This is a genomic window from Streptomyces sp. DH41 (assembly GCF_029813785.1).
Classification (GTDB): domain Bacteria; phylum Actinomycetota; class Actinomycetes; order Streptomycetales; family Streptomycetaceae; genus Streptomyces.
Genome location: NZ_JARVKY010000005.1, coordinates 177,908 through 199,513, shown reverse-complemented (window position 1 = coordinate 199,513; position 21,606 = coordinate 177,908). Strand labels below are relative to the sequence as shown.

At 72.9% G+C, this 21,606-nt stretch carries 18 protein-coding genes; 5 read left to right on the top strand and 13 right to left on the bottom strand.

The window, feature by feature from the left end; translation table 11 throughout:
* Nucleotides 1-22: 22 nt before the first annotated feature.
* The 10 genes from QC283_RS11485 to QC283_RS11440 all read right to left on the bottom strand — a co-directional run bounded on the left by QC283_RS11485 (nucleotide 23) and on the right by QC283_RS11440 (nucleotide 14,554).
* Nucleotides 23-2,002: a DUF5107 domain-containing protein gene (locus QC283_RS11485; protein WP_279561326.1), complete on the bottom strand. Its 1,980-nt coding sequence runs from the start codon at nucleotides 2,000-2,002 to the stop codon at nucleotides 23-25.
* A gap of 91 nt (nucleotides 2,003-2,093) precedes the next feature.
* Nucleotides 2,094-2,720 carry a GNAT family N-acetyltransferase gene (locus QC283_RS11480; protein ID WP_279561325.1) on the bottom strand — a complete coding sequence of 209 codons (627 nt, stop codon included), beginning with the start codon at nucleotides 2,718-2,720 and terminating at the stop codon, nucleotides 2,094-2,096.
* Nucleotides 2,721-2,761: 41 nt separating this feature from the next.
* Nucleotides 2,762-3,688: a S66 peptidase family protein gene (locus QC283_RS11475; protein ID WP_383526239.1), complete on the bottom strand. Its 927-nt coding sequence runs from the start codon at nucleotides 3,686-3,688 to the stop codon at nucleotides 2,762-2,764.
* Nucleotides 3,689-3,702: 14 nt separating this feature from the next.
* Complete coding sequence (locus tag QC283_RS11470) at nucleotides 3,703-5,670, bottom strand: prolyl oligopeptidase family serine peptidase (protein WP_279561323.1); 1,968 nt, start codon at nucleotides 5,668-5,670, stop codon at nucleotides 3,703-3,705.
* Nucleotides 5,671-5,710: 40 nt separating this feature from the next.
* On the bottom strand, nucleotides 5,711-7,084 hold the full coding sequence (locus QC283_RS11465; protein WP_279561322.1) for a M20/M25/M40 family metallo-hydrolase: 1,374 nt from the start codon (nucleotides 7,082-7,084) through the stop codon (nucleotides 5,711-5,713).
* On the bottom strand, nucleotides 7,077-7,910 hold the full coding sequence (locus tag QC283_RS11460) for a M55 family metallopeptidase (protein WP_279561321.1): 834 nt from the start codon (nucleotides 7,908-7,910) through the stop codon (nucleotides 7,077-7,079). Before QC283_RS11460 ends, QC283_RS11465 begins: the two co-directional genes overlap by 8 nt.
* A gap of 98 nt (nucleotides 7,911-8,008) precedes the next feature.
* A complete protein-coding gene (locus QC283_RS11455; RefSeq protein ID WP_279561320.1) occupies nucleotides 8,009-8,734 on the bottom strand; it encodes a class I SAM-dependent methyltransferase in 726 nt (241 codons plus the stop codon).
* Between the two features lie 148 nt (nucleotides 8,735-8,882).
* Entirely contained in the window at nucleotides 8,883-11,405 is a 2,523-nt protein-coding gene (locus tag QC283_RS11450; protein ID WP_279561319.1) for an ATP-binding SpoIIE family protein phosphatase, read from the bottom strand.
* A 145-nt stretch (nucleotides 11,406-11,550) separates the two neighbouring features.
* A complete protein-coding gene (locus QC283_RS11445; protein ID WP_279561318.1) occupies nucleotides 11,551-13,950 on the bottom strand; it encodes an MFS transporter in 2,400 nt (799 codons plus the stop codon).
* A gap of 160 nt (nucleotides 13,951-14,110) precedes the next feature.
* Entirely contained in the window at nucleotides 14,111-14,554 is a 444-nt protein-coding gene (locus QC283_RS11440; RefSeq protein ID WP_279561317.1) for an SRPBCC family protein, read from the bottom strand.
* Nucleotides 14,555-14,713: 159 nt separating this feature from the next.
* Here QC283_RS11440 and QC283_RS11435 point away from each other — a divergent pair, with 159 nt between their 5' ends.
* Entirely contained in the window at nucleotides 14,714-15,760 is a 1,047-nt protein-coding gene (locus QC283_RS11435) for an Rv2578c family radical SAM protein (RefSeq protein WP_279561316.1), read from the top strand.
* A gap of 229 nt (nucleotides 15,761-15,989) precedes the next feature.
* Here the strand turns inward: QC283_RS11435 and QC283_RS11430 are convergent, their stop codons facing one another.
* Both QC283_RS11430 and QC283_RS11425 read right to left on the bottom strand, forming a co-directional pair.
* Nucleotides 15,990-16,166, bottom strand: a complete 177-nt coding sequence (locus QC283_RS11430) for a hypothetical protein (RefSeq protein ID WP_279561315.1) — start codon at nucleotides 16,164-16,166, stop codon at nucleotides 15,990-15,992.
* A 42-nt stretch (nucleotides 16,167-16,208) separates the two neighbouring features.
* Nucleotides 16,209-16,481, bottom strand: coding sequence for a hypothetical protein (locus tag QC283_RS11425; RefSeq protein WP_279561314.1), 273 nt, complete (start codon nucleotides 16,479-16,481; stop codon nucleotides 16,209-16,211).
* A 236-nt stretch (nucleotides 16,482-16,717) separates the two neighbouring features.
* Here QC283_RS11425 and QC283_RS11420 point away from each other — a divergent pair, with 236 nt between their 5' ends.
* The 4 genes from QC283_RS11420 to QC283_RS11405 all read left to right on the top strand — a co-directional run bounded on the left by QC283_RS11420 (nucleotide 16,718) and on the right by QC283_RS11405 (nucleotide 20,845).
* Nucleotides 16,718-17,947, top strand: coding sequence for an RNA-guided endonuclease InsQ/TnpB family protein (locus QC283_RS11420; protein ID WP_279561313.1), 1,230 nt, complete (start codon nucleotides 16,718-16,720; stop codon nucleotides 17,945-17,947).
* 316 nt (nucleotides 17,948-18,263) lie between these two features.
* Nucleotides 18,264-19,883 (top strand): alpha/beta hydrolase, encoded by a 1,620-nt coding sequence (locus tag QC283_RS11415; RefSeq protein WP_279561312.1) that lies wholly within the window; start codon nucleotides 18,264-18,266, stop codon nucleotides 19,881-19,883.
* Nucleotides 19,884-19,922: 39 nt separating this feature from the next.
* On the top strand, nucleotides 19,923-20,321 hold the full coding sequence (locus QC283_RS11410; protein ID WP_279561311.1) for a RidA family protein: 399 nt from the start codon (nucleotides 19,923-19,925) through the stop codon (nucleotides 20,319-20,321).
* 20 nt (nucleotides 20,322-20,341) lie between these two features.
* Nucleotides 20,342-20,845, top strand: a complete 504-nt coding sequence (locus QC283_RS11405; RefSeq protein WP_279561310.1) for a GNAT family N-acetyltransferase — start codon at nucleotides 20,342-20,344, stop codon at nucleotides 20,843-20,845.
* Between the two features lie 4 nt (nucleotides 20,846-20,849).
* On the opposite strand, the gene QC283_RS11400 is transcribed toward QC283_RS11405, so the two are convergent.
* Nucleotides 20,850-21,452 (bottom strand): adenylosuccinate lyase, encoded by a 603-nt coding sequence (locus QC283_RS11400; RefSeq protein ID WP_279561309.1) that lies wholly within the window; start codon nucleotides 21,450-21,452, stop codon nucleotides 20,850-20,852.
* Nucleotides 21,453-21,606 lie beyond the last annotated feature (154 nt).

Below are 21,606 nucleotides of genomic sequence, written 5' to 3'. Positions count from 1 at the left end.
GACAGCGGCGGGCCGGGCGGGCTCACCTCCCGCCCGGCCGCATCCGGAAGTCGTGCCGGACGGGGAGCGGTTGGTCGCCGAGCCGGGCCCACAGCCGGTCGATGCTCTCCGCGCCCTCCCGCAGGTCGGCGACCTCGAAGCCCTCGTCGAAGACGGCCCGTGCCTCCTCGCGGCGGCCCTCGGCGGCCAGCAGCTCCGCCTCGGTCAGCCGGAACCGGCCGAGGGCCCGGGTCGCGGGGCGCAGCCGCTCCCACACGGCACGGGCGTCCACCGTGCGCCCGACGGCGAGCAGCGCCTCGATCGCCTCACGGCCGAGCGCGGCGGCGACGGCCGCCCACTCCTCGTCACCGCCGCGATCGTCCCTCTCCTCCCGCGCTTCCTCCAGCCGCTCGCACAGGTCGTCGAAGGCCTCGGTGTACCGGTCGGCGGCCCGCTCGTGGTGGCCGTCCTCCTGGTCGGCGACGGCGAGGCAGCGCAGCAGCGGCCAGCCGGCTGTGGCGGTCTTCAGGCCGCGTTCCCAACTGCGTACCGCCTGGGCCCGGTCACCGCCGTGCCACTGTGCGATGCCGAGGTGGTACTCGGCGACCGGCGTGGCGGCCGTGGTCTCCAGCATGTCCCGCCAGGGCCGGGCGACCAGCGTGTCTCCGGGCGGCCGATGACGCTCGGGACCGGGCAGCGACCCGGCGCGCAGCAGGTGCAGCCAGGGCCGCTGCTCGTCGCCGAGGGTGCTCTCCTCGAAGGGCGTGCCGGGCAGCTTCCAGCCCGCGCGCAGCACTTCGAGCGCGCCCCAGCCCGAGCCGGTGGCGAGGCTCTCACCGGGCTCGGCGTCGGCGTGGGGCCGCCATGCCTCGTACGCCGCGTCCACACGGGCGCGCGGCAGGACCGTCTCCAGCCGGTCCTCGGCCCCGCGCAGTACGGTGTGCCACTCGCCCTCGGGTGCCGCGTCGAGCGGCCCGTAGGCCTCCAGCCACGACACCTCGCTCTCCGCCTCCAGCCTGACGTGCTCGAGCTGGGTGCGGGCGAGCCCTGCCTGGATCTCGCAGTAGCCGCCGGTGCCGGGCTCGGTGAGCCACTCCTGCCAGCGCCGCCCGCCGGGTCCGGTGCCCCACACGAACAGCTTGCGGCCGCGCAGCACGTCGGTGGACGTCTGCACGAGCCCGGTCCCGTGTTCGTCGAGTGCGGCGATCCAGCGGCGCCGGCCGTCCGGCACCTCGTAGAAGTAGTCGGCGGGGTAGGTGCTGTTCAGCGGGTACGTCCGGTCGGTCCCGTCGTACGACGGGACGCTCACGCGGCGCAGCCGCCGCTCGTAGCCGAAGTGCCAGGCCTCGTCGGCCGGGGCGAGGACACGTCGCTCCTCGGGGACCGCGATGTTGGACCACCAGTACGTCGGCACCGGGCGTTCGTGCGGGTTGCGGATCCGGACGCCGACGTGGAGGAAGTCCGATCCCTCCGGCAGCCACAGGTCGACCTGGAAGGGCAGGTCGCGCAGCCGCTCCCACTCCCACAGGCGCAGCATCTGACCGCCGTCGGGGGCGGGCACGCGGGCCGCGTGAAGGGGCGAGCAGGACAGGGTGGTGTGGCCGGTGGCGCCGATGTTCCACTCGATACCGCCGGAGAACCAGGCGCCGTTGAGGGCGAAGTTGGCGGGCTGGAGGACGGGGTTGACGTTGAGGAGTTCGCGGTCGGTCGGTTTGTGGTGGAGGGAGGCGACGCGGCCGCCTAGACCGGGCAGGACGGTGGCCCGCAGCCGGTCGTTCTCGATGACGAGGGCATCGATCTCCCGTGCCTCGCGGGTCCGGTCGTAGCCGTCCCGGACCCGCACGGGCAGCAGGCCGCGCAGCGGCTCGTAGTCGACCTGGCGGGCCATGTCGCGCGGCAGGGCGGCCCGGTCGCGTTCGTCGATGCGGTGGGCCTCGTCCAGGGGGCGCAGCGGCGGCAGGGGGTTGTCCGGTCCCAGCGGCGCGGCGGGCAGGGTCAGTACCTCACGTCGGATCGTCGTCACGCTTCCCCATGGAAGCCGCTCACCGGCCCGCTGAACAGGGGCGCCGTCGGTCACGTTCGCGCGATGTCGCTCACGTTCGGCACGACGGGGATCACCCGGAGGTCACGGTCTCGGCGGTGATCGCCCAACGCTGGTGGTCGCGCCAGGCCCCGTCGATGTAGAGCATCCTCGGCGAGAAGCCCTCCAGGTGGAAGCCGCAGGCGCGGGCCAGCGCGATCGAGGCGGCGTTGCCCGGCTGCACGTTGATCTCCAGCCGGTGCAGCCGCATCGGCCCGAAGGCGTACCGCACGACGAGGTCCAGCCCCTCGCGCATCAGCCCGCGGCCCGCCGCGTGCGCGAAGGCGCCGTAGCCGAGCGCGCCGCTGCGGAAGCCGCCCTCGACGATGTTGTTGATGTTGACGAACCCGGCGATGGAACCGCCGTCCGCCCCGCCACCGATCGCCTCGCGACCGATCGCCTCGCCACCGTCCGTCCCGCCGCTGTCCGTCCCGCTCGCGTCCTTCTCGCACACCAGGAACCCGGCCTTGGTCGGGTCCTCGATCAGCCGCGCCGCGTAGGCGTCGTACGCCCGGGCGCTGTCCGGCGGGAAGAGCCACGGGTGGTGCAGGTCCTTGCTCTGACGGGCCCTGGCGGTGAACTCGGCGCCGTCCTCGTGGGTGAAGTGCCGTACGACCACGCGGGGGCCCTCGGCGAGGATGGGGGACGGGGTGCGCGGCATTCCGTCAGCCTACGACGCCGGGTCGCCGCGCGCGGGGCCGGTCAGCGCAGCGCCGGCCGGTCCAGCGTCAAGGTGCCCGCGTCCGCGTCGAGTTCCGCCGTTACTCCGAACGGGACGGTCAGCGCCCCCTCGCAGTGCCCGAAGCCGAAGTCCTCGACGACCGGCACACCGAGGCCGCCGAGCCGGTCGGCCAGCATGGGCCGCAGCCGCTCGTAGGGCTCGCACTCGTGCCACGAACCGAGCAGCACGCCGCCGACCCCGTCGAGCAGGCCGGCGCGCAGGAGCTGGGTGAGGTAGCGGTCCAGCCGGTACGTCTCCTCCCCCACGTCCTCCAGGCACAGCAGCCCGCCGCGTGTGGACGGGCGGGCGTGCGGGGTGCCCAGTTCGGCGGCGAGCAGGGCGAGGCAGCCGCCGAGGGTGACGCCGCGCGCCCGGCCCGGGACCATCGGGGTGCTGCCGCCGGAGGCGATCACGCGGACCGTCTCCGGGGCGAACAGGGTGGCCTTCAGATGCTCCTGCGCCCGCGCGTTCTTGAGGAAGTCGATCCCCGCGGCCATCGGCCCGTGCAGCGTGACCAGGCCCAGCCGGGTGGCGAACGCCTCGTGCAGCGCGGTGATGTCGCTGAAGCCGACGAGCACCTTCGGCCCGGCCGCGCGCATCGCCTCCCAGTCGAGCAGGTCGGTCATGCGCTGGACGCCGTACCCGCCGCGGGCGCACAGCACCGCGTCCACGGCCGGGTCGCACCAGGCGGCCTGGAGATCGGCGGCCCGGTCGGCGTCCGTGCCCGCGAGGTAGGCGAAGGCCCGGTGCCGGTCCAGGACGTGCGGCCCCACGACCGGGTCGAGGTCCCAGCCCCGCAGCACGTCCAGCCCCGCCTGCAGCCGCTCCTCGGGCACGGGCCCGCTGGGCGCGACGACGGCCACCCGGGCTCCGGGGGCGAGCCGGGCCGGCCGGGTCAGCTCCCGCACCGGTCTCCCCTCCCTCATCCGGTCAGCTCCAGGGTCGGGATGCCGCGCGGGTCGAGGCCGAAGACCTGCGCGTAGAGGGAGAGCTCGGCCTCCAGGGCGCGCACCATGGTCCCCGCCCGGCGGAATCCGTGCCCCTCGCCCTCGAAGGCGAGGTACGCGTGCGGCACTCCCCGGCCGTCCATGCGGGCGAGGAACCGCTCGCACTGTACGGGCGGGCAGATCACGTCGTCGAGCCCCTGGAGGAGCAGGAAGGGCACGGTGACCCGGTCGGCGTGCTCGGAGGGCGACCGCTCGACGTACCGGACGGGTACGTCGGCGTACGGGCCGATGAGGCTCTCCAGGTACCTCGACTCGAAGTCGTGGGTCTCCCCCGTGCCCCAGCCCGTCAGGTCGAGGATCGGATAGATGACCGTGCCGCAGGCGTAGACGTCGGTCGTGGCCAGCGAGGCGGCGGCCGTCCAGCCACCGGCACTGCCACCGCGCACGGCGAGCCGCTCCCGGTCGGCGGTGCCCTCCTCCGCCAGGGCGAGGGCGACGGCCGCGCAGTCCTCGACGTCGACGACGCCCCACTGCTCTCGCAGCCGGTTGCGGTACTCCCGGCCGTACCCGGTGGAGCCGCCGTAGTTGACCTCCGCGACGCCGATGCCGCGCGAGGTGAAGTAGGCGATCTCCAGGTCGAGGACGAGGGGCGACCGGCTGGTGGGACCGCCGTGCGCCCAGATGACGTACGGCGGCAGCTCGCCGTCCGGTGCGCGGCAGCCCGGGTTGTGCGGCGGATAGAGGTGGGCGTGGATCTCCCGCCCGGCGGGTCCGGTGAAGGTGCGGATCCGCGGTTCGGGGTAGTACGCCGGGTCCACGGCGTCGTCGTGAGCGGCGCCGACGACCCGGGCCCGGCCGGTACGGGCGTCCAGTTCGACCACCTCGTAGGAGCTGCGGGGACTCGCGCCGACGGCCACCACTCGCTCGCCGTACGCGGCGAGGGTGCCCGCGAACTCGGTCCAGGGGCCCGCCGCGTCGACGACCTCGCCGGTCTCCGGGTCGAGTATGCCGAGGGCGGTGGCGCCACGGCCGTGCACGACGGCGATCAGGCCGCTGTCCAGCGGCGCGAACCAGCGCTGGCCGAGCTTCCACAGCGGCCCGCCGAACTCCTCCTCGCGGGCGCACAGCGGCTGCCCGTCGCGGTAGAGGTTCCACCAGCCGGTGCGGTCACCGGCGTACAGCAGGGCGCCGTCGGGGGCCCAGTCCGCCTGGGCGATCGACTCCTCGGGGCCGCCGGCGACGGTCCGCGCGTCCCGGAACGTGCCCTCCGGGCCGACCTCCGCGACGATCAGCTCGGTGCCGTCCCAGGGCATACGCGGGTGGTCCCAGGCGAGCCAGGCCGCGCGCCGCCCGTCGGGCGAGAGGCGGGGGCCGGTGACGAAGCGGTGCCGGTCGCCCGTGAGTTCGCGAACCGCGTCCCGGTCGTCGGCCGCCGAGCCGTCCAGCGGCACCGCTGCCAGGACCCGGCGCACGTCGCTGGGCCCGTCGCCGGTGAACTCCTCCAGGACGCACCAGACCTCGCCGTACTCGTCACGCACCTCCGGCTCGGCCCAGCGCAGCCCGCCGCCCACCGGCGAGACGGGTGTCAGCGGACGCGGCTCGCCGCCGCCCGGCTCGTAGGCGTACAGCCGCTGGTCGGCGAAGTTCACGAAGACCACCAGCGGCCCGGTCCCGGTCATGTGCGCGGCCCAGGGCCGGCCGCCGTACTCGATGACGCGGCTGCGCACGTTCCAGGGGGCGGGCAGCACCGGCTCCTCGGTGCCGTCGGGGTGCCGCCGCACCAGGGTGCGCCGGCCGCCCTCGGCGGGCCGGGGCGCGGTCCACCACACCTCGTCGCCGACGAGGCCCACGTCGTCGGGCCGTCCGTCGTGCGCGGCGGCGAGGGCCGCGTCGACGGGCGAGGGCCACGATCCGTACGCCAGGGTCGGCACTGACTTCCCCACTTCTCCTCCAGATCCTTGTCGAACGGTCCCAGGGTGTCCGCTACGCCGTGCGCAGGAACCGGTCGAGGACGCGTACGCCGAAGTGCAGCGCCTCGACGGGGACCCGTTCGTCGACACCGTGGAACAGGGCCTGGTAGTCGAAGCCCTCGGGCAGCTTCAGCGGCGCGAAGCCGTAACCGGTGATGCCGAGCCGCGAGAACTGCTTGGCGTCCGTCCCCCCGGACATGCAGTACGGCACCACGTGCCCCTCCGGGGCGAACTCCTCGACGGCGGCACGCATCCGGGCGTACGTCGGCGAGTCCACCGGCGCCTGGAGGGCGACCTCGCGGTGGGCGAACTCCCAGTCCACGTCCGGCCCCGTGAGCCGGTCGAGGGTACTGCGGAACTCGTCCTCGCAGCCGTGCAGGAAGCGCCCGTCGACGTACGCGACGGCCTGCCCGGGGATCACGTTGACCTTGTAGCCGGCGTCCAGCATGGTCGGGTTGCTGCTGTTGCGGACGGTGGCCTCGACCAGCCCCGCGGCGGGCCCGAGCTTGTCCAGCAGCGCGTCGACGTCACGCAGATCGGTCTCGATGCCGTAGACGGCGGCGAGTTCGGTGAGGGCGGCGCGCACGGTCGGGGTCAGGCGCAGCGGCCACTCGTGGTCACCGATGCGGGTGATCGCCGCGGCGAGCCGGGTGACCGCGTTCTCCCGGTTCACCTTGGACCCGTGGCCGGCCCGCCCCCGCGCGGTGAGCTTGAGCCAGCCCGTGCCGCGCTCCCCGGCGGCGATCGGGTAGAACTGCCGGCCGGCACCGTCGTGGAAGGTGAACGCACCCGACTCGCTGACACCCTCGGTGCAGCCCTCGAACAGCGCGGCGTGCCGGTCGGCGAGGAAGCCGGAGCCGTCCTCGGCGCTGGCCTCCTCGTCCGCGGTGAACGCGATGACGACGTCCCGCCGGGGACGTACCCCACGCCGGGCCCAGTCGCGCGCGACGGCCAGGATCATCGCGTCCATGTTCTTCATGTCGACGGCGCCGCGCCCCCAGACGACCCCGTCGCGGATCTCCCCGGAGAACGGGTGGACGCTCCAGTCGGCGGCCTCGGCGGGCACCACGTCCAGGTGACCGTGTACGAGCAGCGCGCCGGCCGACGGGTCGGTGCCCTCGATCCGGGCGACGACGTTGGTGCGGCCCTCGGTGCGTTCCAGCAGCGTGGGCTCGATCCCGGCCTCGGCGAGCCGCGCGGCGGCGTACTCGGCGGCCGGGCGCTCCCGGCAGTCACCGCCGCCGCGGTTCGTCGTGTCGATCCGGATCAGCTCGGAGGTGAACCGCACGACCTCGTCCAGCGCCTGGGCGTCCGTACCCCCGGACGTGCCGTCGGACAGGCCGTCGGACGGGCCCTCGGATGTGCTCACGGCCCGCTGCTCAGCCATACTGCTCCTCCACCGCGGCCGAGGCGATCGTCGTGACCGCCTTGAAGGTACGGATCGCCTCGAACATGGTGTCGTGGGTGTACGCCACCTTCCGCTCCGCGACGCGGGCCACGCCCGGCACGACGGTCGAGGCCGCCGCCAGGTGCTCGGCGTCGAACTCCACGGCGACGGTGAAGGGCCCCCCGTTCACCGGCTCGTGCCGCACCGCGAGCGCCGCCGCCTCCTTGGCCGCCGCCCGGATGTCACCGGCGGTCCTGGCCGGCGTACGGCACACGGCCGCGTACCGCGACACATGGTCCTTGACCGCGACCTTCAGCGCCTCGGGCGCGTACCCGAGCGCGTCCTCGCACGCCACGTCGTCCCCGGTGACGAGCACCACCGGCACCCCGTACTCGGCGACGACGTGCGCGTTGAGCAGGCCCTCACTGGCCCGTACGTCGTTCAGCCAGACGCCGGTGATCTGGTTGGCGAGGAAGGTGTGCGCGAGGACGCCCTCCATCCCGGCGCCCGCGTGGTACCCGACGAAGGCGATGCCGTCCACGTCCCCGTGCTGGACGCCCTCCACCATGGACAGCGGTTTGTGCCGGCCGGTGAGCATCTGCGTCCGCTCGTCGAGCCGCTCCAGGAGGAGGTTGCGCATGGTCCAGTGCGCCTCGTTGACGAGCACCTCGTCGGCCCCGCCGTCGAGGAAACCCAGCACGGCGGCGTTCACGTCCGAGGTGAACATCGACCGGCACCGCTCCCACTGCGGCGTCCCCGGCAGCACGTCGGCCGGCCAGGTGACACCGGTGGCGCCTTCCATGTCGGCGCTGATGAGGATCTTCATGCTGCGCCACGTTACGCGGTCGTGCCGAATGGCAGCCAGGCCTGTGGAAAACTCTCACCGGCCCAGACCAATGGCTGGTCACCGCCCCGTGCGCCCCGTCACGCGCGCCGCCCCGCCACCACCCACGTCGACGGCAGCTCGATCCGGGCGCCGTCCGGTGTGTACTCCGTGGTGATCAACGGGAGTTCGCCGCTCGCCAGGACGGTGAGGCCGGCCGCGGCCAGGTACTCCGGTATCGCCTCGTCGGGGACCGCGCCGGGGGTCAGGCCGTGCCGGAGGACGGGCGCGAGCTTGGCCGGCGGCCCCTCGGGGCCCTGGGCCAGCCCCGTCAGTACGGTCCTGGCGGCCTGGGAGGGCTCCACCAGGAAGGCGCGGCCACGTTCGCCGACGAGTGCGGCCAGGGCGTCGGCCAGTGGCCGGCGGTCGTCGGGCTCGCACTGGTGCAGGACGCCCCGCACATAGACGTTGGCGTCACCCAGCTCCGCGTGCAGCGTCTTGGTCTCGGCCTTGTCGGCGGCGTCCAGCCGCCGGTACGCCGCCCGGCCGGCGGGGTCGGCGTGGCGGGCGTGGCCGAGGGCGGCGGCGGACAGGTCGGCGCCGACGACGTGCGGGAAGCGGTCCGCGAAGTAGCGGGTCTGGGTGCCGTTGCCGCAGCCGAGGTCTATCAGGGGCAGGCCGGGGTCGGTCAGGTGTGGCTCGAAGTGCGCCAGGTGACGGCCGGCGGTCAGCATCGGCTCCGCGTCCCAGAACACCGCCCCCTGTCCTTCGGGCGCCTCGCTCCAGAAGCTCTCCCAGGCGTCCCGGTACCGACTCGTCACGCTCATGCCCGTCTCCCCACCTGCGACGACGTACGGCCCGCCGAAGGCGACGAGCCCGTACGGTGTACCGCGCCCCGCTCACGGCCACAAGCGCCCGGCGCATACCTTCACCGGACATACCAACGGCGCGCGCCCCCGGGTGGCGCGGGGCGGTTCAGCGGCGGGGCAGCGTCAGCTCGAACCAGACGGTCTTGCCCGCCTTCGTGCGGCTCGCTCCCCACTCGCGGGCGAGGGTGCTGACGACGCGCAGGCCGCGCCCGGCCTCGTCGTCCGGGCCGGCGCCGCGCAGCGCGGGCAGTTCGTGGTCGTCGTCGTCCACCTCGCACAGCAGCGTGTCGGCGCGGACCAGACGCAGCTCGACGGGGCGGGCGTGGGCGTGCCGTACGGCGTTGGTGACCAGTTCGCCGGCCATCAGCTCGGCGGAGTCGGCCAGCTTCGGCAGGCCCCAGTCGTGGAGTTGCTCGCGGACCGCCGCGCGGGCGCGGCCGACCTCGGCCGGGTCCCGGGCGAGGCGCCATTCGGCGACGGCGTCCGGCTGGATTCCGGTGAGCCTGGCCATCAGCAGGGCCACGTCGTCCTTGCGGCCCCCGCGCGTGCCCAGCGCGCGGATGATGGTGTCGCAGGCGTCGTCCATGGAGGCGGCCGGGTGGGCGGCGGACTCGCAGAGGGCGGCGAGGCCCACGCCGATGTCCTCGCCGCGCACCTCCACCAGGCCGTCGGTGCACATCACCAGCCGGTCGCCGGGCGCCACGCGTACGCGTACCGACTCGAAGGGCACTCCACCGACCCCGATCGGCGCCCCCGTGGGCAGGTCGATCAGCTCACTGGCGCCGTCCTCGGCGCGCACCAGGACCGGCGGGATGTGACCGGCGTTGGCGAGGTGCAGCTCACCGGCGATGGGGTCGTAGACGGCGTACAGGCAGGTCGCCAGGTGGGTGTCGCCGAGCCGCTGGGCGAGGTCGTCGAGGTTGCGCAGGAGTTGGGCGGGCGGCAGGTCGAGGCCGGCCATGGTCTGTACGGCGGTGCGCAACTGGCCCATCATGGCGGCGGAGCCCAGGCCGTGGCCCATCACGTCGCCGACGACGAGGGCGGTGCGGGCACCGGGCAGCTTGACCGAGTCGAACCAGTCGCCGCCGACGCGTCCGAGGAGGGTGCCGGGCAGGTAGCGGGTGGAGATGTCGCAGCCGGCCATGTGTGCGGGGATGTGCGGCAGCATGCTGTCCTGGAGCGTCTCTGCGACGTTCTCCTGGTACGTGTACATGCGCGCGTTGTCGAGGACGAGGCCCGCGCGGGCGGCGAGTTCGGCGCCGGTGACCCGGTCCATGTCGTTGAAGACGGGCCGCTCCGGGTGCCGGAGCAGGATCATGAAGCCCAGGACGACGTCGCGTGCCTTCAGGGGCACCAGCAGCATCGAGCGGCCCGTGATGAGCGGCCGGATGTCCCGCTTCTCGAACTGGGAGGCGATGGCGTGGCCCATCTCCTCGGTGATGCGGGGCACCAGGACCGGCTCGCCACTGGTCATGCACTGGAAGAAGGGGGTGTGCGCCGGGAACGGCATGGCCTCGCCGACCGGTACGACGTCGTCCCAGCGGCCGGGTTCGTCGGTGTGCTCCAGGGCGACCCGGTGCCACATCGTCGTCGTGTCCGGCACGCCGTCGGGGAAACCCTCGCCGGCGACGACCTGTTCGCGCAGGTAGGTTCCGGCGACGTCGGTGAAGCGCGGGACGACCGCCTTGCTGACCTCCACGATGGTCCGGGAGAGGTCGAGCGAGGTGCCGATCCGGCCGCTGACCTCGTTGAGGAACTCCAGGCGTTCGCGTACGGCGGCGTACTCCAGGTCCTCGGCCTCGTCCCGCAGGTCGTCCGGTACCGGCTCGCCGGCCGCCAGTGCCCGGGCCGCCCGCTCGCGACGCGCCCCGCGCCCGGCCCGCCGGGGCACGCCCCAGTCGGGAGTGACGGGTACCCGGTCGTTCCGGCTGAACTCCAGGATCGGATAGCCCAGTTCGAGGACCTGCGCGACGATGCGGGCGCTCTCGCCGACGCTCATGCTGGGCAGGATCTCGGGGAGGCGGCGGGCGAGTTCCCCGGCGCCGGGGAAGTCGGTGTGCGGCGCGAAGCCGGGCGCGATCCGTTCGACGGTCGGCCCGTCGCCGGCCGACTCCTCGGCCCTCGTCTCCGGGGTGGGCCGGCCCCCGGCGCGCCCTTCGGTGTGGTCCCGCCGCAGTCCGTCCGCGTCGGCGGCCAGTACGAGCAGCCGTTCCCGCCCGGGCCCCACCAGGGGGTACGCCCACCACAGCACGTCGACGCGGTCGTTGCCCGGCACGGTCAGACGGGCACGGCCCGCCACCGGGTAGGACAGCTGTCCGTCGAGGGAGGACTCCAGGCCGGGCCCGAGGCCGTCGTACGCCGCGTACCGGCCGTAGGCGGTGGCGTCCTCGGTCTCGTCGTCCGGGAGCACGCCCGAGACGGGCAGCAGGTCGGGGGCGGGCCTGCCGATCGCCTCCTCCTTGGGCAGGGCGAACAGCCGCCGTGCGCCCCGGCTCCAGTGGGAGACCAGCCCCTCTCGGTCGACCACGACGACGGCCAGCGGGACACGGCCGGCCACGGGGTCCGCGGGCACGGCGCCGGGTCCGGCCCGGCGGCCTGGAGGTGCGTCCCGCTGGGTGCCATGGTCCATGGCGTCAGGCCCTCTCTCCCCACGGCTCCGCGAGATCTGTGTCGCCGTCACCACCGTACGGCGGTGGCCGGTGGCCGTGTGCGGCAACGGGGGAATTGGTGGCGCGCGAACACACCGGCGCGCGCCCGCGCGCCGGTGTCCGGTCTCAGTCCTCGTGCCCGAGCTGGAGGTCGCGTTCCGTACGGCCGCCGCCGGCCACCTGGAGGACGGTCGCGACGGGCGGGTAGCCGGCGGCGATGACGGTGTACTCGCCGGACGACAGGTCGACGAACCGGAAGGTGCCGTCCGGCCCGGTGGTCATCGTGTCCACCACGTTGCCCGCCGCGTCGAGCAGCGTCACGCGCGCGTCCTCCACGGCCCGTCCGCCACTGGCGCGCACGGTGCCTCGCAGTACGGCGCCGCCGGCCAGCTCCACGTCCTGGCGGGTCTCCCGGGCGGCCTGGACGCTGACGGGCAGCGCGGCCGGGCGGAAGGCAGGGGCACTGCCGGCGAGGGTGTACTCGCCGGCCACCAGCTCGGTGATGACGTAGCCGCCCTCACGGCCGCTGCGGGTGGTGGCGACGACCTCGCCGTGGACGTTGGTGAGGGTGACGGTCGCGTCGCGTACGGGGCTGCCGTCCGCGGTGAGCACGCTGCCGGCCAGGCGCCCGGCGCCGCCGAGGACCACGTCCAGTTCCACCGGGCGTTCGCCGACGGTCACGGAGACCGCCTGCGGCTGGTGGCCGCCGGCCGCGGCGATCAGGACGTACGACCCCGAGCCGGGCGTGGCCAGCGCGTACCGTCCGTCGTCGCCGCTGGCGCCCCGGCCGATCTGCTGCCCGCCGACGTTGATGAGGGTGAGCGCCGCGCGGGGCACGACGGTGCCGTCGGGGTGCTGCACCGTGCCGCAGACGGGGATGCCTGCGGCGTACGGCGAGCGTGCCTGCGGGACGGGGGCGACGGGCTGTGCGGTCTGCGGGTCGGTGACGGGGGCGTTGTGGGACACCAGGGGTTTCTCCTTGAGGAAGAAGGCGATGAGCAGCCCGAGGACGAGCACCGGCACCAGGTAGAGGAAGATCCGCGGCATGGCGTCGGCGTACGCCCCGATGTAGGCGTCGCGCAGCGCCGGGGGCAGGGAGTGGACGAGTTGTGGGGTGATGGCCTCGGCGTCGGGCAGGGCGGTGCCCGCTTCGGCGGGGATCCGGTCGGCCAGGGCGTCGGTGAGCCGGTCGGCGAAGAGGGTGCCGAAAATGGCCGCGCCGACGCTGCCGCCGATCTGCCGGAAGTAGTTGTTGGCGCTGGTGGCGGTGCCCAGGTCGGCGGGGCGCACGGAGTTCTGCACGGCGAGGACCAGGACGGGCATCACCATGCCGATGCCGGCGCCGAGGACCGCCATCCAGAGGCTGTAGTGCAGCCGGGGCGTGTCGGCGTCGAGCCGGGACAGCAGCCACATGCCGATGACGGACAGCGCTCCGCCGAGGATCGGGTGGATCCGGTAGTGACCGGTCCGGCTGATCATCTGCCCGGAGATGATCGAGGCGCCGACGATGCCGCCCATCATCGGCAGCATCAGCAGGCCCGACTCGGTGGCGGTGGCGCCGTCGACCATCTGCAGGAAGGTCGGCAGGTAGCTGGCGGCGCCGAACAGGGCGACGCCGATGACGAGCCCGACCAGGCCGGTGACGTTGAAGACGGAGTCGCGGAACAGCCGCAGCGGGATCAGTGGTTCGGGCGCGAAGTGCTCGGCGACGAGGAAGAGGACGGTGGCCGCGACCGCTCCGGCGGCGAGACCGAGGATGACCTTCGAGCCCCACTCGTACTCGGTGCCGCCCCAACTGGTCAGCAGGACCAGGCAGGTGGAGGCGGCGGCGAGCAGCAGGGCGCCCAGGATGTCGAGCCGGGGCTTGACCTGCGGCTTGGGCAGCTTCAGGACGACGGCGACGACAGCCATGGTGACCAGGCCGAAGGGCACGTTGATGTAGAAGCACCAGCGCCAGGAGAGGTGGTCGGTGAAGTAGCCGCCCAGCAGGGGGCCGGCGACCGAGGCGAGCCCGAAGGCGGCGCCGATCAGACCCATGAAGCGGCCGCGTTCGCGGGGCGGCACGATGTCCGCGATGATCGCCTGCACACCGATCATGAGGCCGCCCGCGCCGACGCCCTGCACGGCGCGGAAGGCGATCAGCTGGTCCATGGTCTGCGCCCGCCCGGCGAGTGCCGAGCCGACGATGAACACCAGGATGGCGAACTGGAAGACGCCCTTGCGTCCGAAGAGATCGCCGAGCTTGCCGTAGATCGGCAGGCCGACGGTGGAGGTGAGCAGGTAGGCGGTGATCGCCCAGGACATCTTGTCCAGACCGTGCAGCTCGCCGACGATCTTCGGCAGCGCCGTGGCGACGATCATCTGCTCCAGGGCGGCGAGCAGCAGCGCCAGCATCAGTCCGACGAAGACCAGCCGGACCCGGCGCGGGCTCAGCCCGGCATCCCACTCCGGTGCGGGAGCGGGGGGTTCGGGAGGCGTCGGGGGTGCGGCGACCGGTTCGTCCTGCACCAGAGTGATCCCGCCCACGTACCGCTCCCCTCGTCACACCTGCTCACAATTGCCACCAGAGGCGACAACTGCGAACAAGTGCGAAGAGTTACGGCATACAGCGGAATCGCATGGATATCACTCGAACCGGTGAGACGGTCGATGGCCGCTCAACATCCCTGTCACATCTGCTCGTTGGCTACTTCTCGACCTCGGCGGCGAGCTTGACGAGCATCGCGTCGTAGATCCGGGCGAGCCCCTTGGGCGCGAAGGTCTTCTCGAAGAAGCCGCCGACGCCGCCGGCGCCCTGCCAGGTGGTGAGGACCACCACGCGGGACTTGCCCTCCCCGGCCGGAGTGACCCGCCAGGTGGTCACCATGGAGGAGTTGCGGTCCTTCTCGACGAGTTCCCCGTCGGTCGGCTCGGTGACCTCCAGCAGGCAGTCGCGGACGCGCTTGCTGGTGGCCTGGAGCTTCCAGTGCACGAGGGTGCCCTCGCCGTCGCCGCCCTCGCGGACCTCGTACTCGCTGAAGTGCTCGGGCAGCAGCTTCTCGCGGGTGCCGCTGTAGTCGGCGAGGGTGTCGAACACCGTCTCCGCGTCCGCCGCGACGATCCGCTCCGTCTCCGCCTCGACCTGCGCCATCGGGTACCTCCAGGGCCTGGTTCTCGGGGTCGGGGCAAGCCAACCACCCCGCCGCCCGGCCACCAAATCGGGGGCGCGAAGCGGACCGGCGCGACTCGTCCGCACGATCAAGGGAACAAGTGTTCTATTGTGTGGGCGCAGCACTACCGAGGAGGCGCCATGCGCTGGGAGAACCTCACGGACTCCGACCACGCCCGAGCCGCCGACCCCGCACTGTTCGGCGCGGACGCGGTCACCACCCGTACCTTCGACACGCCCGAGTTCCGCGGCATCACCTTCCACGAGGTCCGGGCCCGCTCGATCCTGAACCGGGTGCCGGGCGCCTCGCGCATGCCGTTCGAGTGGACGGTGAACCCCTATCGGGGCTGTACACACGCGTGCGTGTACTGTTTCGCGCGCAAGACGCACGGCTACCTGGACCTCGACACAGGACTCGGCTTCGACTCACAGATCGTCGTCAAGGTGAACGCGCCCGAGCTGCTGCGCCGCCAGCTGGCCTCGCGGCGCTGGCAGGGCGAGCACGTCGCGATGGGCACCAACGTCGACTGCTACCAGCGCGCCGAGGGCCGCTACCGGCTGATGCCGGGCATCATCGCGGCCCTCACCGAGCGGGCCAACCCGTTCTCGGTCCTGACCAAGGGCACGCTGATCCTGCGTGACCTGGACCTGCTGACGCGGGCGGCACGCGTGACGGACGTGGGGATCTCGGTCTCGGTCGGCTTCACCGACCCCGAGCTGTGGCGCACCGTGGAACCGGGGACGCCCGCGCCGGAACGCCGCCTGGAGGTCGTACGTACCCTCGGCGAGCACGGCATCGGCTGCGGTGTGCTGATGGCGCCGGTCATCCCGTTCCTGAGCGACGAACCGGCCCAACTGCGCGCGACGGTGCGGGCGATCGCCGCCGCCGGCGCCACGTCGGTGACGCCCCTGGTGCTGCATCTGCGTCCGGGCGCCCGGGAGTGGTTCATGAGCTGGCTCGGGCAGCACCACCCCCACCTCGTACGCCGGTACGAGCGGCTGTACGCGGAGGGCGCCTACGCCCCGAAGTGGTACCAGCGCCGGATCACGCGACAGGTGCACGACCTGGCGCGGGAGTACGGCATCGGACCCGCGCGGGCGGGGACGCCGCGACGGATCACGCGACCGGAACCCGAGCCCGCGCCCACGCCCACGCCGACCGAGCCGGTCCAACTCTCCCTCATCTGACAGATGACGCCGCCGCGCGTGACCGCGTACCACGGCAGGCGTTCGAAGAGGACACCGGGCGACGTCCGCCACCGTCCGTGCGGGCGCGCAGCCGGGCGCCGCCGCCCGGGCGTCGGGTCGTACCCGGGCGGCTCACCACCGCCCGGCTCCCGCCGTGCGCACCCGGCCCGGACCGCGCGCCCGACCACGGCCTCCCCCGGGCGGTCGCGTGCCGGCGCTCCCCCGGTGGTCAGGGGTTGGCGTGCATCAGGACGGTGACCCGGTCGAAGCGGAGTGCCGCGAGGTACTGGCGGGGCATGGTCCAGTACACGGTCGACATGGGGAAGCCCACCCACTGCGCGAGCAGGACCCAGTCGTCGGGGTCCAAGACCTCTTCGTCCTGCTCCGCGTACGCGGCGGAGGCCACCGGGTCACCGTAGTCGTCGAAGTTGGCGGCGTGGCCGCCGAGCTATCCCGGATGCAGGTCCGCGACGGCGGCGACGCTCTCGTCCGGCCAGTTGCCGCTTCCGGACACCATCCGCGCGTACTTCGTGGATCGCGGGTCGTCCAGTACGGCCAGCATCTCCGGTCCCGTGCCGTGCAGGACGTACCCGAACACGCCGTCGTAGACACCCCCCGACTTCAGCGGCGTCAGGCAGGTGCGCAACGCGGACGCGAGGTCGGCCGGTGTACTCGTCGGGAGCTGAACGTCCCTGTTCCTTTCTGTCTCATGGCGCGGCATTCAGCAGATTCTTGCGAGGAACCCCAGGATTTCAGTCTTGGGAGGAATCGCATCCTCGTGGTCGCGGCGCGGAGCGCCGCGGCATCGCTCGTGTGTGCTTGGCCGCGAAGCGGCCGAGTGTCGTGTCCGGCGGAGCCGTGTGCGCCGGAAGTGGCGGGTTCACTCGGCCGGGTGACGCATGGCGAACGTACGGTGGCTGGTCGTACGGGTATGTAGGTTTGTTGATCGTGAAGCTGATGGTGCAGGTCAAGTTGGTGCCGACGCCGGTGCAGGCGGCGGCGCTGGAGGCAACCCTGCGGGCCTGCAACGAAGCGGCGACCTGGGCGAGCGAGGTCGCCTTCGAGAAAGACGTGAAGAGGAACTTCGCGCTGCGCGAGCACACCTACACCGAGATCAGGGCCCGGTGGAACCTGGGTGCGCAGGCCGCCCAGCACGTGATCAAGAAGGTGTGTGACGCGTACGTCACGCTGAAGGCCAACCTGAAGGCCGGGAACCTGGGCAGGCCGGGCTCGGAACGCTACCGCGGGGCGGTGGAGAAGCCGGTCGCCTTCCGCCCGGCGGGCGCGCAGCCCTACGACGACCGCATGCTGTCCTGGCAGATCGACCGGCGCCGGGTCTCGGTCTGGACGACCGCCGGGCGGGTGAAGGACGTGGCGTTCACGGCCTCACCGGAGCAGATGGCGACCCTGGCTCTGTACCGCAGGGGCGAGTCCGATCTGCTGTGTCGGGACGGCATGTGGTTCCTGAACGCCACCTGCGATGTCCCCGAAGCGCCGCCGAACACCGCTCCGGTGGACTTCCTCGGCATCGACCTGGGCGTCGTCAACATCGCCACCACCAGCGACGGCGAGATCATGGCCGGACGAGAGCTCAACCGCACCCGTAGCCGGGAGCGCACGCTCCGCACCAAGCTACAGAAGAAGAACACCCCATCCGCCAGGCGTCGGCTGAGGAAACGGCGGCGCAAAGAAGCGCGGCGGGCCAAGGACATCAACCACAAGATCGCGACACGTGTGGTGGCCGAGGCAGAACGCACCGGTCGCGGAATCGCCCTGGAGAACCTGACGGGCATTCGTGAGCGGGTACGGCTTCGCAAGCCCCAACGGGCCACCCACTCCAGCTGGGCCTTCGCCCAGCTGGGGCAGTTCATCGCGTACAAGGCCCGCAAGGTGGGGGTGCCGGTGGTGTACGTCGATCCGGCGTACACCTCCCGCACCTGCGCCGAATGCGGCCACATCGACAGGGCGAACCGGGTCTCCCAGGCCCGGTTCGTATGCCGGTCCTGCGGATTCGTTGATCACGCGGACCGGAACGGCTCCCGCAACATCCGCGCGAGAGCGTGGGAGTTGTGGCGACGCGGGGCGCAGTCAACCGCCCCAGACCCACTTCCCCGACCGGGACGTGGGACAGGACGCAAACGCAGCACCCCAGCCAGTGGTGCCCGTTCTGCAAGCCCGGGACTTTAGTCCGGGTCGTTGACGGATCCTAGGTCTTTCTGAACCCCGGCAGGGACGGTCGGTGCACGCCTGTGCCAGGAGCTGAGAACCAGTCCGAATCCCGCCCGGCGCCTCCGTGCCTGCCGCGGTGACCGGCCCACGTGCACGGCGAGCACGGCGTCCGACCGGCGCCGTACGACCCGGCCCGGGAGCATTCGAGGGCATCTGCCGACCCGATCGGGTCAAGCACGGTCCGGCGGCGTTCTTCCCGAGGCGCTCTCCGGGACGATGCGGCGAGGACCGCGACCCGCGCGGGCCGCAAGCCGCTCCGTCCTCGGAGGACGCCATGAGACAACGCGCAGCCCTGCTGTGCGGCGCCGCCGTCATCGCCGCAGGGACCGTCACGGCCGTCCCCGCCGGGGCGAGTGCTCCGCACCCCGTGGGCGCCCCCTACGCCGCGGAGCCCGACTGGGAGAAGTGCGGCACGGACGACTACCCGTCGCTCCAGTGCGCGTCCCTCACCGTGCCGCTCGACCACGCGCGTCCGGACGGGAAGCAGATCACACTGGCGCTGTCCCGCGTTCCGCACACCGCCGAGAAGTACCAGGGGCCGTTGCTGGTGAACCCGGGCGGGCCGGGCGGCAGCGGGCTGACGCTCGCCGGGTTCGTGGCGTCCTCGCTGCCCGCCGAGGTGGCCTCGCAGTACGACGTCATCGGCTTCGACCCGCGCGGTGTGGGCGAGAGCGAGCCCGCCCTGAACTGCCGGCCGGGCCACTTCGACCCGGTGCGCCCGGACTCCGTGCCCACCACGCCGGACGTCGAGAAGGCCAACCTCGCGCGGGTGAAGTCCTTCGCCGAGGCCTGCGGCGAGAAGTACGCGGACGTGCTGCCGTACATCGACACGGTCAGCACGGCACGGGACATGGACGCGATCCGCAGGGCGGTCGGCGCGAAGCGGATCAACTACTTCGGTTACTCGTACGGCACCTATCTGGGCGCCGTGTACGCCAAGCTGCACCCGGACCGGGTGCGGCGCCTGGCCCTGGACTCCGTCGTCGACCCGACGGACGTGTGGCACGACGCCAACCTCAACCAGGACCTCGCCTTCCAGGACCGCCACCAGGACTTCCTGGCCTGGACCGCCGAGCACGACGCGGCGTACGGGCTGGGCTCCGACCCGCGACGGATCGAGGCCGCCTGGTACGCCATGCGGACGGCGCTGGTGAAGGCGCCGGCCGGCGGGAAGGTCGGCGCCTCGGAGCTGGAGGACACCTTCCTGCCCGGCGCGTACTACAACGGCTACTGGCCTTACCTGGCGGAGGCGTTCGCCGCGTACGTGAACGACGGGGACACCGGTCCGCTCGTCGAGGCGTACGAGAACTTCGGGGCCGTGGACGCCGGTGGCGACAACGGTTACAGCGTCTACACCGCGGTGGAGTGCCGGGACGCCGGCTGGCCGCGTGACTGGGACGAGTGGCGCGACACCCACTGGGGTGTGTACGAGAAGGCACCCTTCATGGTATGGAACAACGCCTGGTACAACGCGCCGTGCGCGTTCTGGCCCACGGACTCGCGTCGGCCGGTGGACGTCGCCAACCACGAGCTGCCGCCGGCCCTGCTGTTCCAGGCGACCGGTGACGCGGCCACCCCGTACGAGGGCGCCCTCACCGCGCACCGGCTGCTGCGCGGCTCCCGCCTGGTGGTCGAGGAGGGCGGCGGGAGCCACGGCATCACACTGAGCGGGAACACCTGCCTGGACGAGCACTTGGCCGCGTATCTGGCCGACGGCACCGTGCCGCGCCGCGTCGGCGTCGGCGACGGCGACGGCGACGGCGACGGCGACGGCGACGGCGAGGCGGACGCGGTGTGCCCGGCACTGCCCGGCCCGAAGCCGCTGGAGGCGAAGGCTGCGTCGACGTCCTCGCGCGGCTCGACGCTGCACGGACTGCTGGGATTCCGGGGATAGTACGGGGGCGTTGTCAGACCCATGGTCCACCATGGACGCATGAGTGAGCTGACCAGGATTCCCGCCCCCGACGGCGTCGCGCCCGCCGCCCAGTACACCCATGTCGTCCTCGGCACCGGGCGGTTCGTGGCCGTCTCCGGCCAGCTCGCCCTGGACGAGGACGGCGAGCTCGTCGGCGAGGACGATCCGGCGGCTCAGGCCCGCCAGGTCTTCGAGAACCTGCGCAGGTGTCTGGCGGCGGCCGGGGCGACCTTCGACGACGTGGTGAAGCTGACCTTCTTCGTCACGGACATGGCGCACATGTCCGCGATCCGCGCGGCCCGCGCCGAGCACATACCCGACGACCGGCTGCCGGCCGCGTCGGCGGTCCGGGTCGCCGGGCTGGTCCGGCCGGAGTTCCTGATGGAGATCGAGGCGTTCGCGGTCGTGGCCCCATGAGCGGGGGACGGGTGCGGGAGATGACACTCGACGACTGCGACCGCGTCTCCGCGATCCGCGTCCGGGGCTGGCGGACGGCCTACCGGGGGCTCGTGCCGCAGCCGTACCTGGACAGGCTCGACGTGAGCGAGGACGCCGAACGGCGCCGCGACCTCCTCACCCGCGCCCCGGACGGCATGGTGAACCTGGTCGCCGAGGACGACGCCGGCCAGGTCGTCGGCTGGGCCTGCCACGGTCCGTACCGGAGCGGCGAACCGCGCACCGCCGACGCGGAGTTGTACGCCCTGTACGTCGACGCCGGGCGATTGGGCACCGGCCTCGGGCAGGCCCTGCTCGGGGAGTCGGTACGCCGGTGCGCGGCCGCCGGGCACGCGCGCATGCTGCTGTGGGTGCTCGAGGGCAACGCCCGCGCCCGGCGCTTCTACGAACGGGCGGGTTTCCACGCCGACGGTGCCGAGGAGCCGTTCGAGGTGGACGGGGTGATCGTGCCCGAGGTGCGGTACTCGAGAGCACTGACCGGCTGACGGGTCATCGCTGCCCCGGGATGCGCGCCAGCGCCCGCACCGCCGCCTGAGCCAGCGCCGGGTGGGCCAGGGCGTCGTTCAGGACGGGGCGTGCCCGGTCGTCACCGAGTGTGCCGAGGCCGTCGACGCAGGCGAGCGCCACGCGCCGGTACGGGTCGTGCGGGCGCAGCCGTCGCTCCAGCGTGGTGATGAGGGCGGGCACGGCCTCCGGGGCCCGCAGTCCGACCAGCAGCCGCACCGGGTGCAGGGCGTAGGCGACCCGCAGTTCGTTGGTGGCCAGGGCGGCGGCGGCGCGGGCGGTGCGCGGGTCGCCGAGGCGGGCGAGGGCGTGGGCGGCGGAGGCGCAACGCGGCGGATCGCGGTGGTTCAGCAGCAGCACGAGGGACTCGAAGGCCCGCCGGTCCCCCGCCACGCCCAGCCGGAACGCGGCCAGTTCGCGGGCCCACAGCGGCTGTCCCTGCTCGGTGAGCACCGCGGCCAGCTCGTCCAGGTCCCCGTTCGCCACGAGCCGGTCGTACGCCGCCGAGGCACCCTGAGCGCCCTGAGCGCCCGACGCCGCCGCTTCGGCCCGTAAGCGCTCCGTGAGCGTTCGCAACTCTTCGTCCATGACACCGAGGTTAGGGGCCTCACAGGACCTGTGGGACGTACATCACGAACACCGGGGGCTGGCGCGCTCGTTACCCGCGAGTTAATCTCAGACGAGCGAGTTACCCACTCGCGGTACTCCTCACGACGGTCTGGTGACGCGGCCGCCGTGAGCG

Excerpts from the sequence above, each read along its gene's own strand:
- QC283_RS11465 (WP_279561322.1), bottom strand. The coding sequence starts at position 7,084 with ATGGCTGAGCAGCGGGCCGTGAGCACATCCGAGGGCCCGTCCGACGGC.
- QC283_RS11440 (WP_279561317.1), bottom strand. The coding sequence starts at position 14,554 with ATGGCGCAGGTCGAGGCGGAGACGGAGCGGATCGTCGCGGCGGACGCG.
- QC283_RS11480 (WP_279561325.1), bottom strand. The coding sequence starts at position 2,720 with ATGCCGCGCACCCCGTCCCCCATCCTCGCCGAGGGCCCCCGCGTGGTC.
- QC283_RS11415 (WP_279561312.1), top strand. The coding sequence starts at position 18,264 with ATGAGACAACGCGCAGCCCTGCTGTGCGGCGCCGCCGTCATCGCCGCA.
- QC283_RS11420 (WP_279561313.1), top strand. The coding sequence starts at position 16,718 with ATGGTGCAGGTCAAGTTGGTGCCGACGCCGGTGCAGGCGGCGGCGCTG.
- QC283_RS11405 (WP_279561310.1), top strand. The coding sequence starts at position 20,342 with ATGACACTCGACGACTGCGACCGCGTCTCCGCGATCCGCGTCCGGGGC.
- QC283_RS11435 (WP_279561316.1), top strand. The coding sequence starts at position 14,714 with ATGCGCTGGGAGAACCTCACGGACTCCGACCACGCCCGAGCCGCCGAC.
- QC283_RS11425 (WP_279561314.1), bottom strand. The coding sequence starts at position 16,481 with ATGCCGCGCCATGAGACAGAAAGGAACAGGGACGTTCAGCTCCCGACG.
- QC283_RS11450 (WP_279561319.1), bottom strand. The coding sequence starts at position 11,405 with ATGGACCATGGCACCCAGCGGGACGCACCTCCAGGCCGCCGGGCCGGA.
- QC283_RS11410 (WP_279561311.1), top strand. The coding sequence starts at position 19,923 with ATGAGTGAGCTGACCAGGATTCCCGCCCCCGACGGCGTCGCGCCCGCC.
- QC283_RS11455 (WP_279561320.1), bottom strand. The coding sequence starts at position 8,734 with ATGAGCGTGACGAGTCGGTACCGGGACGCCTGGGAGAGCTTCTGGAGC.
- QC283_RS11400 (WP_279561309.1), bottom strand. The coding sequence starts at position 21,452 with ATGGACGAAGAGTTGCGAACGCTCACGGAGCGCTTACGGGCCGAAGCG.
- QC283_RS11460 (WP_279561321.1), bottom strand. The coding sequence starts at position 7,910 with ATGAAGATCCTCATCAGCGCCGACATGGAAGGCGCCACCGGTGTCACC.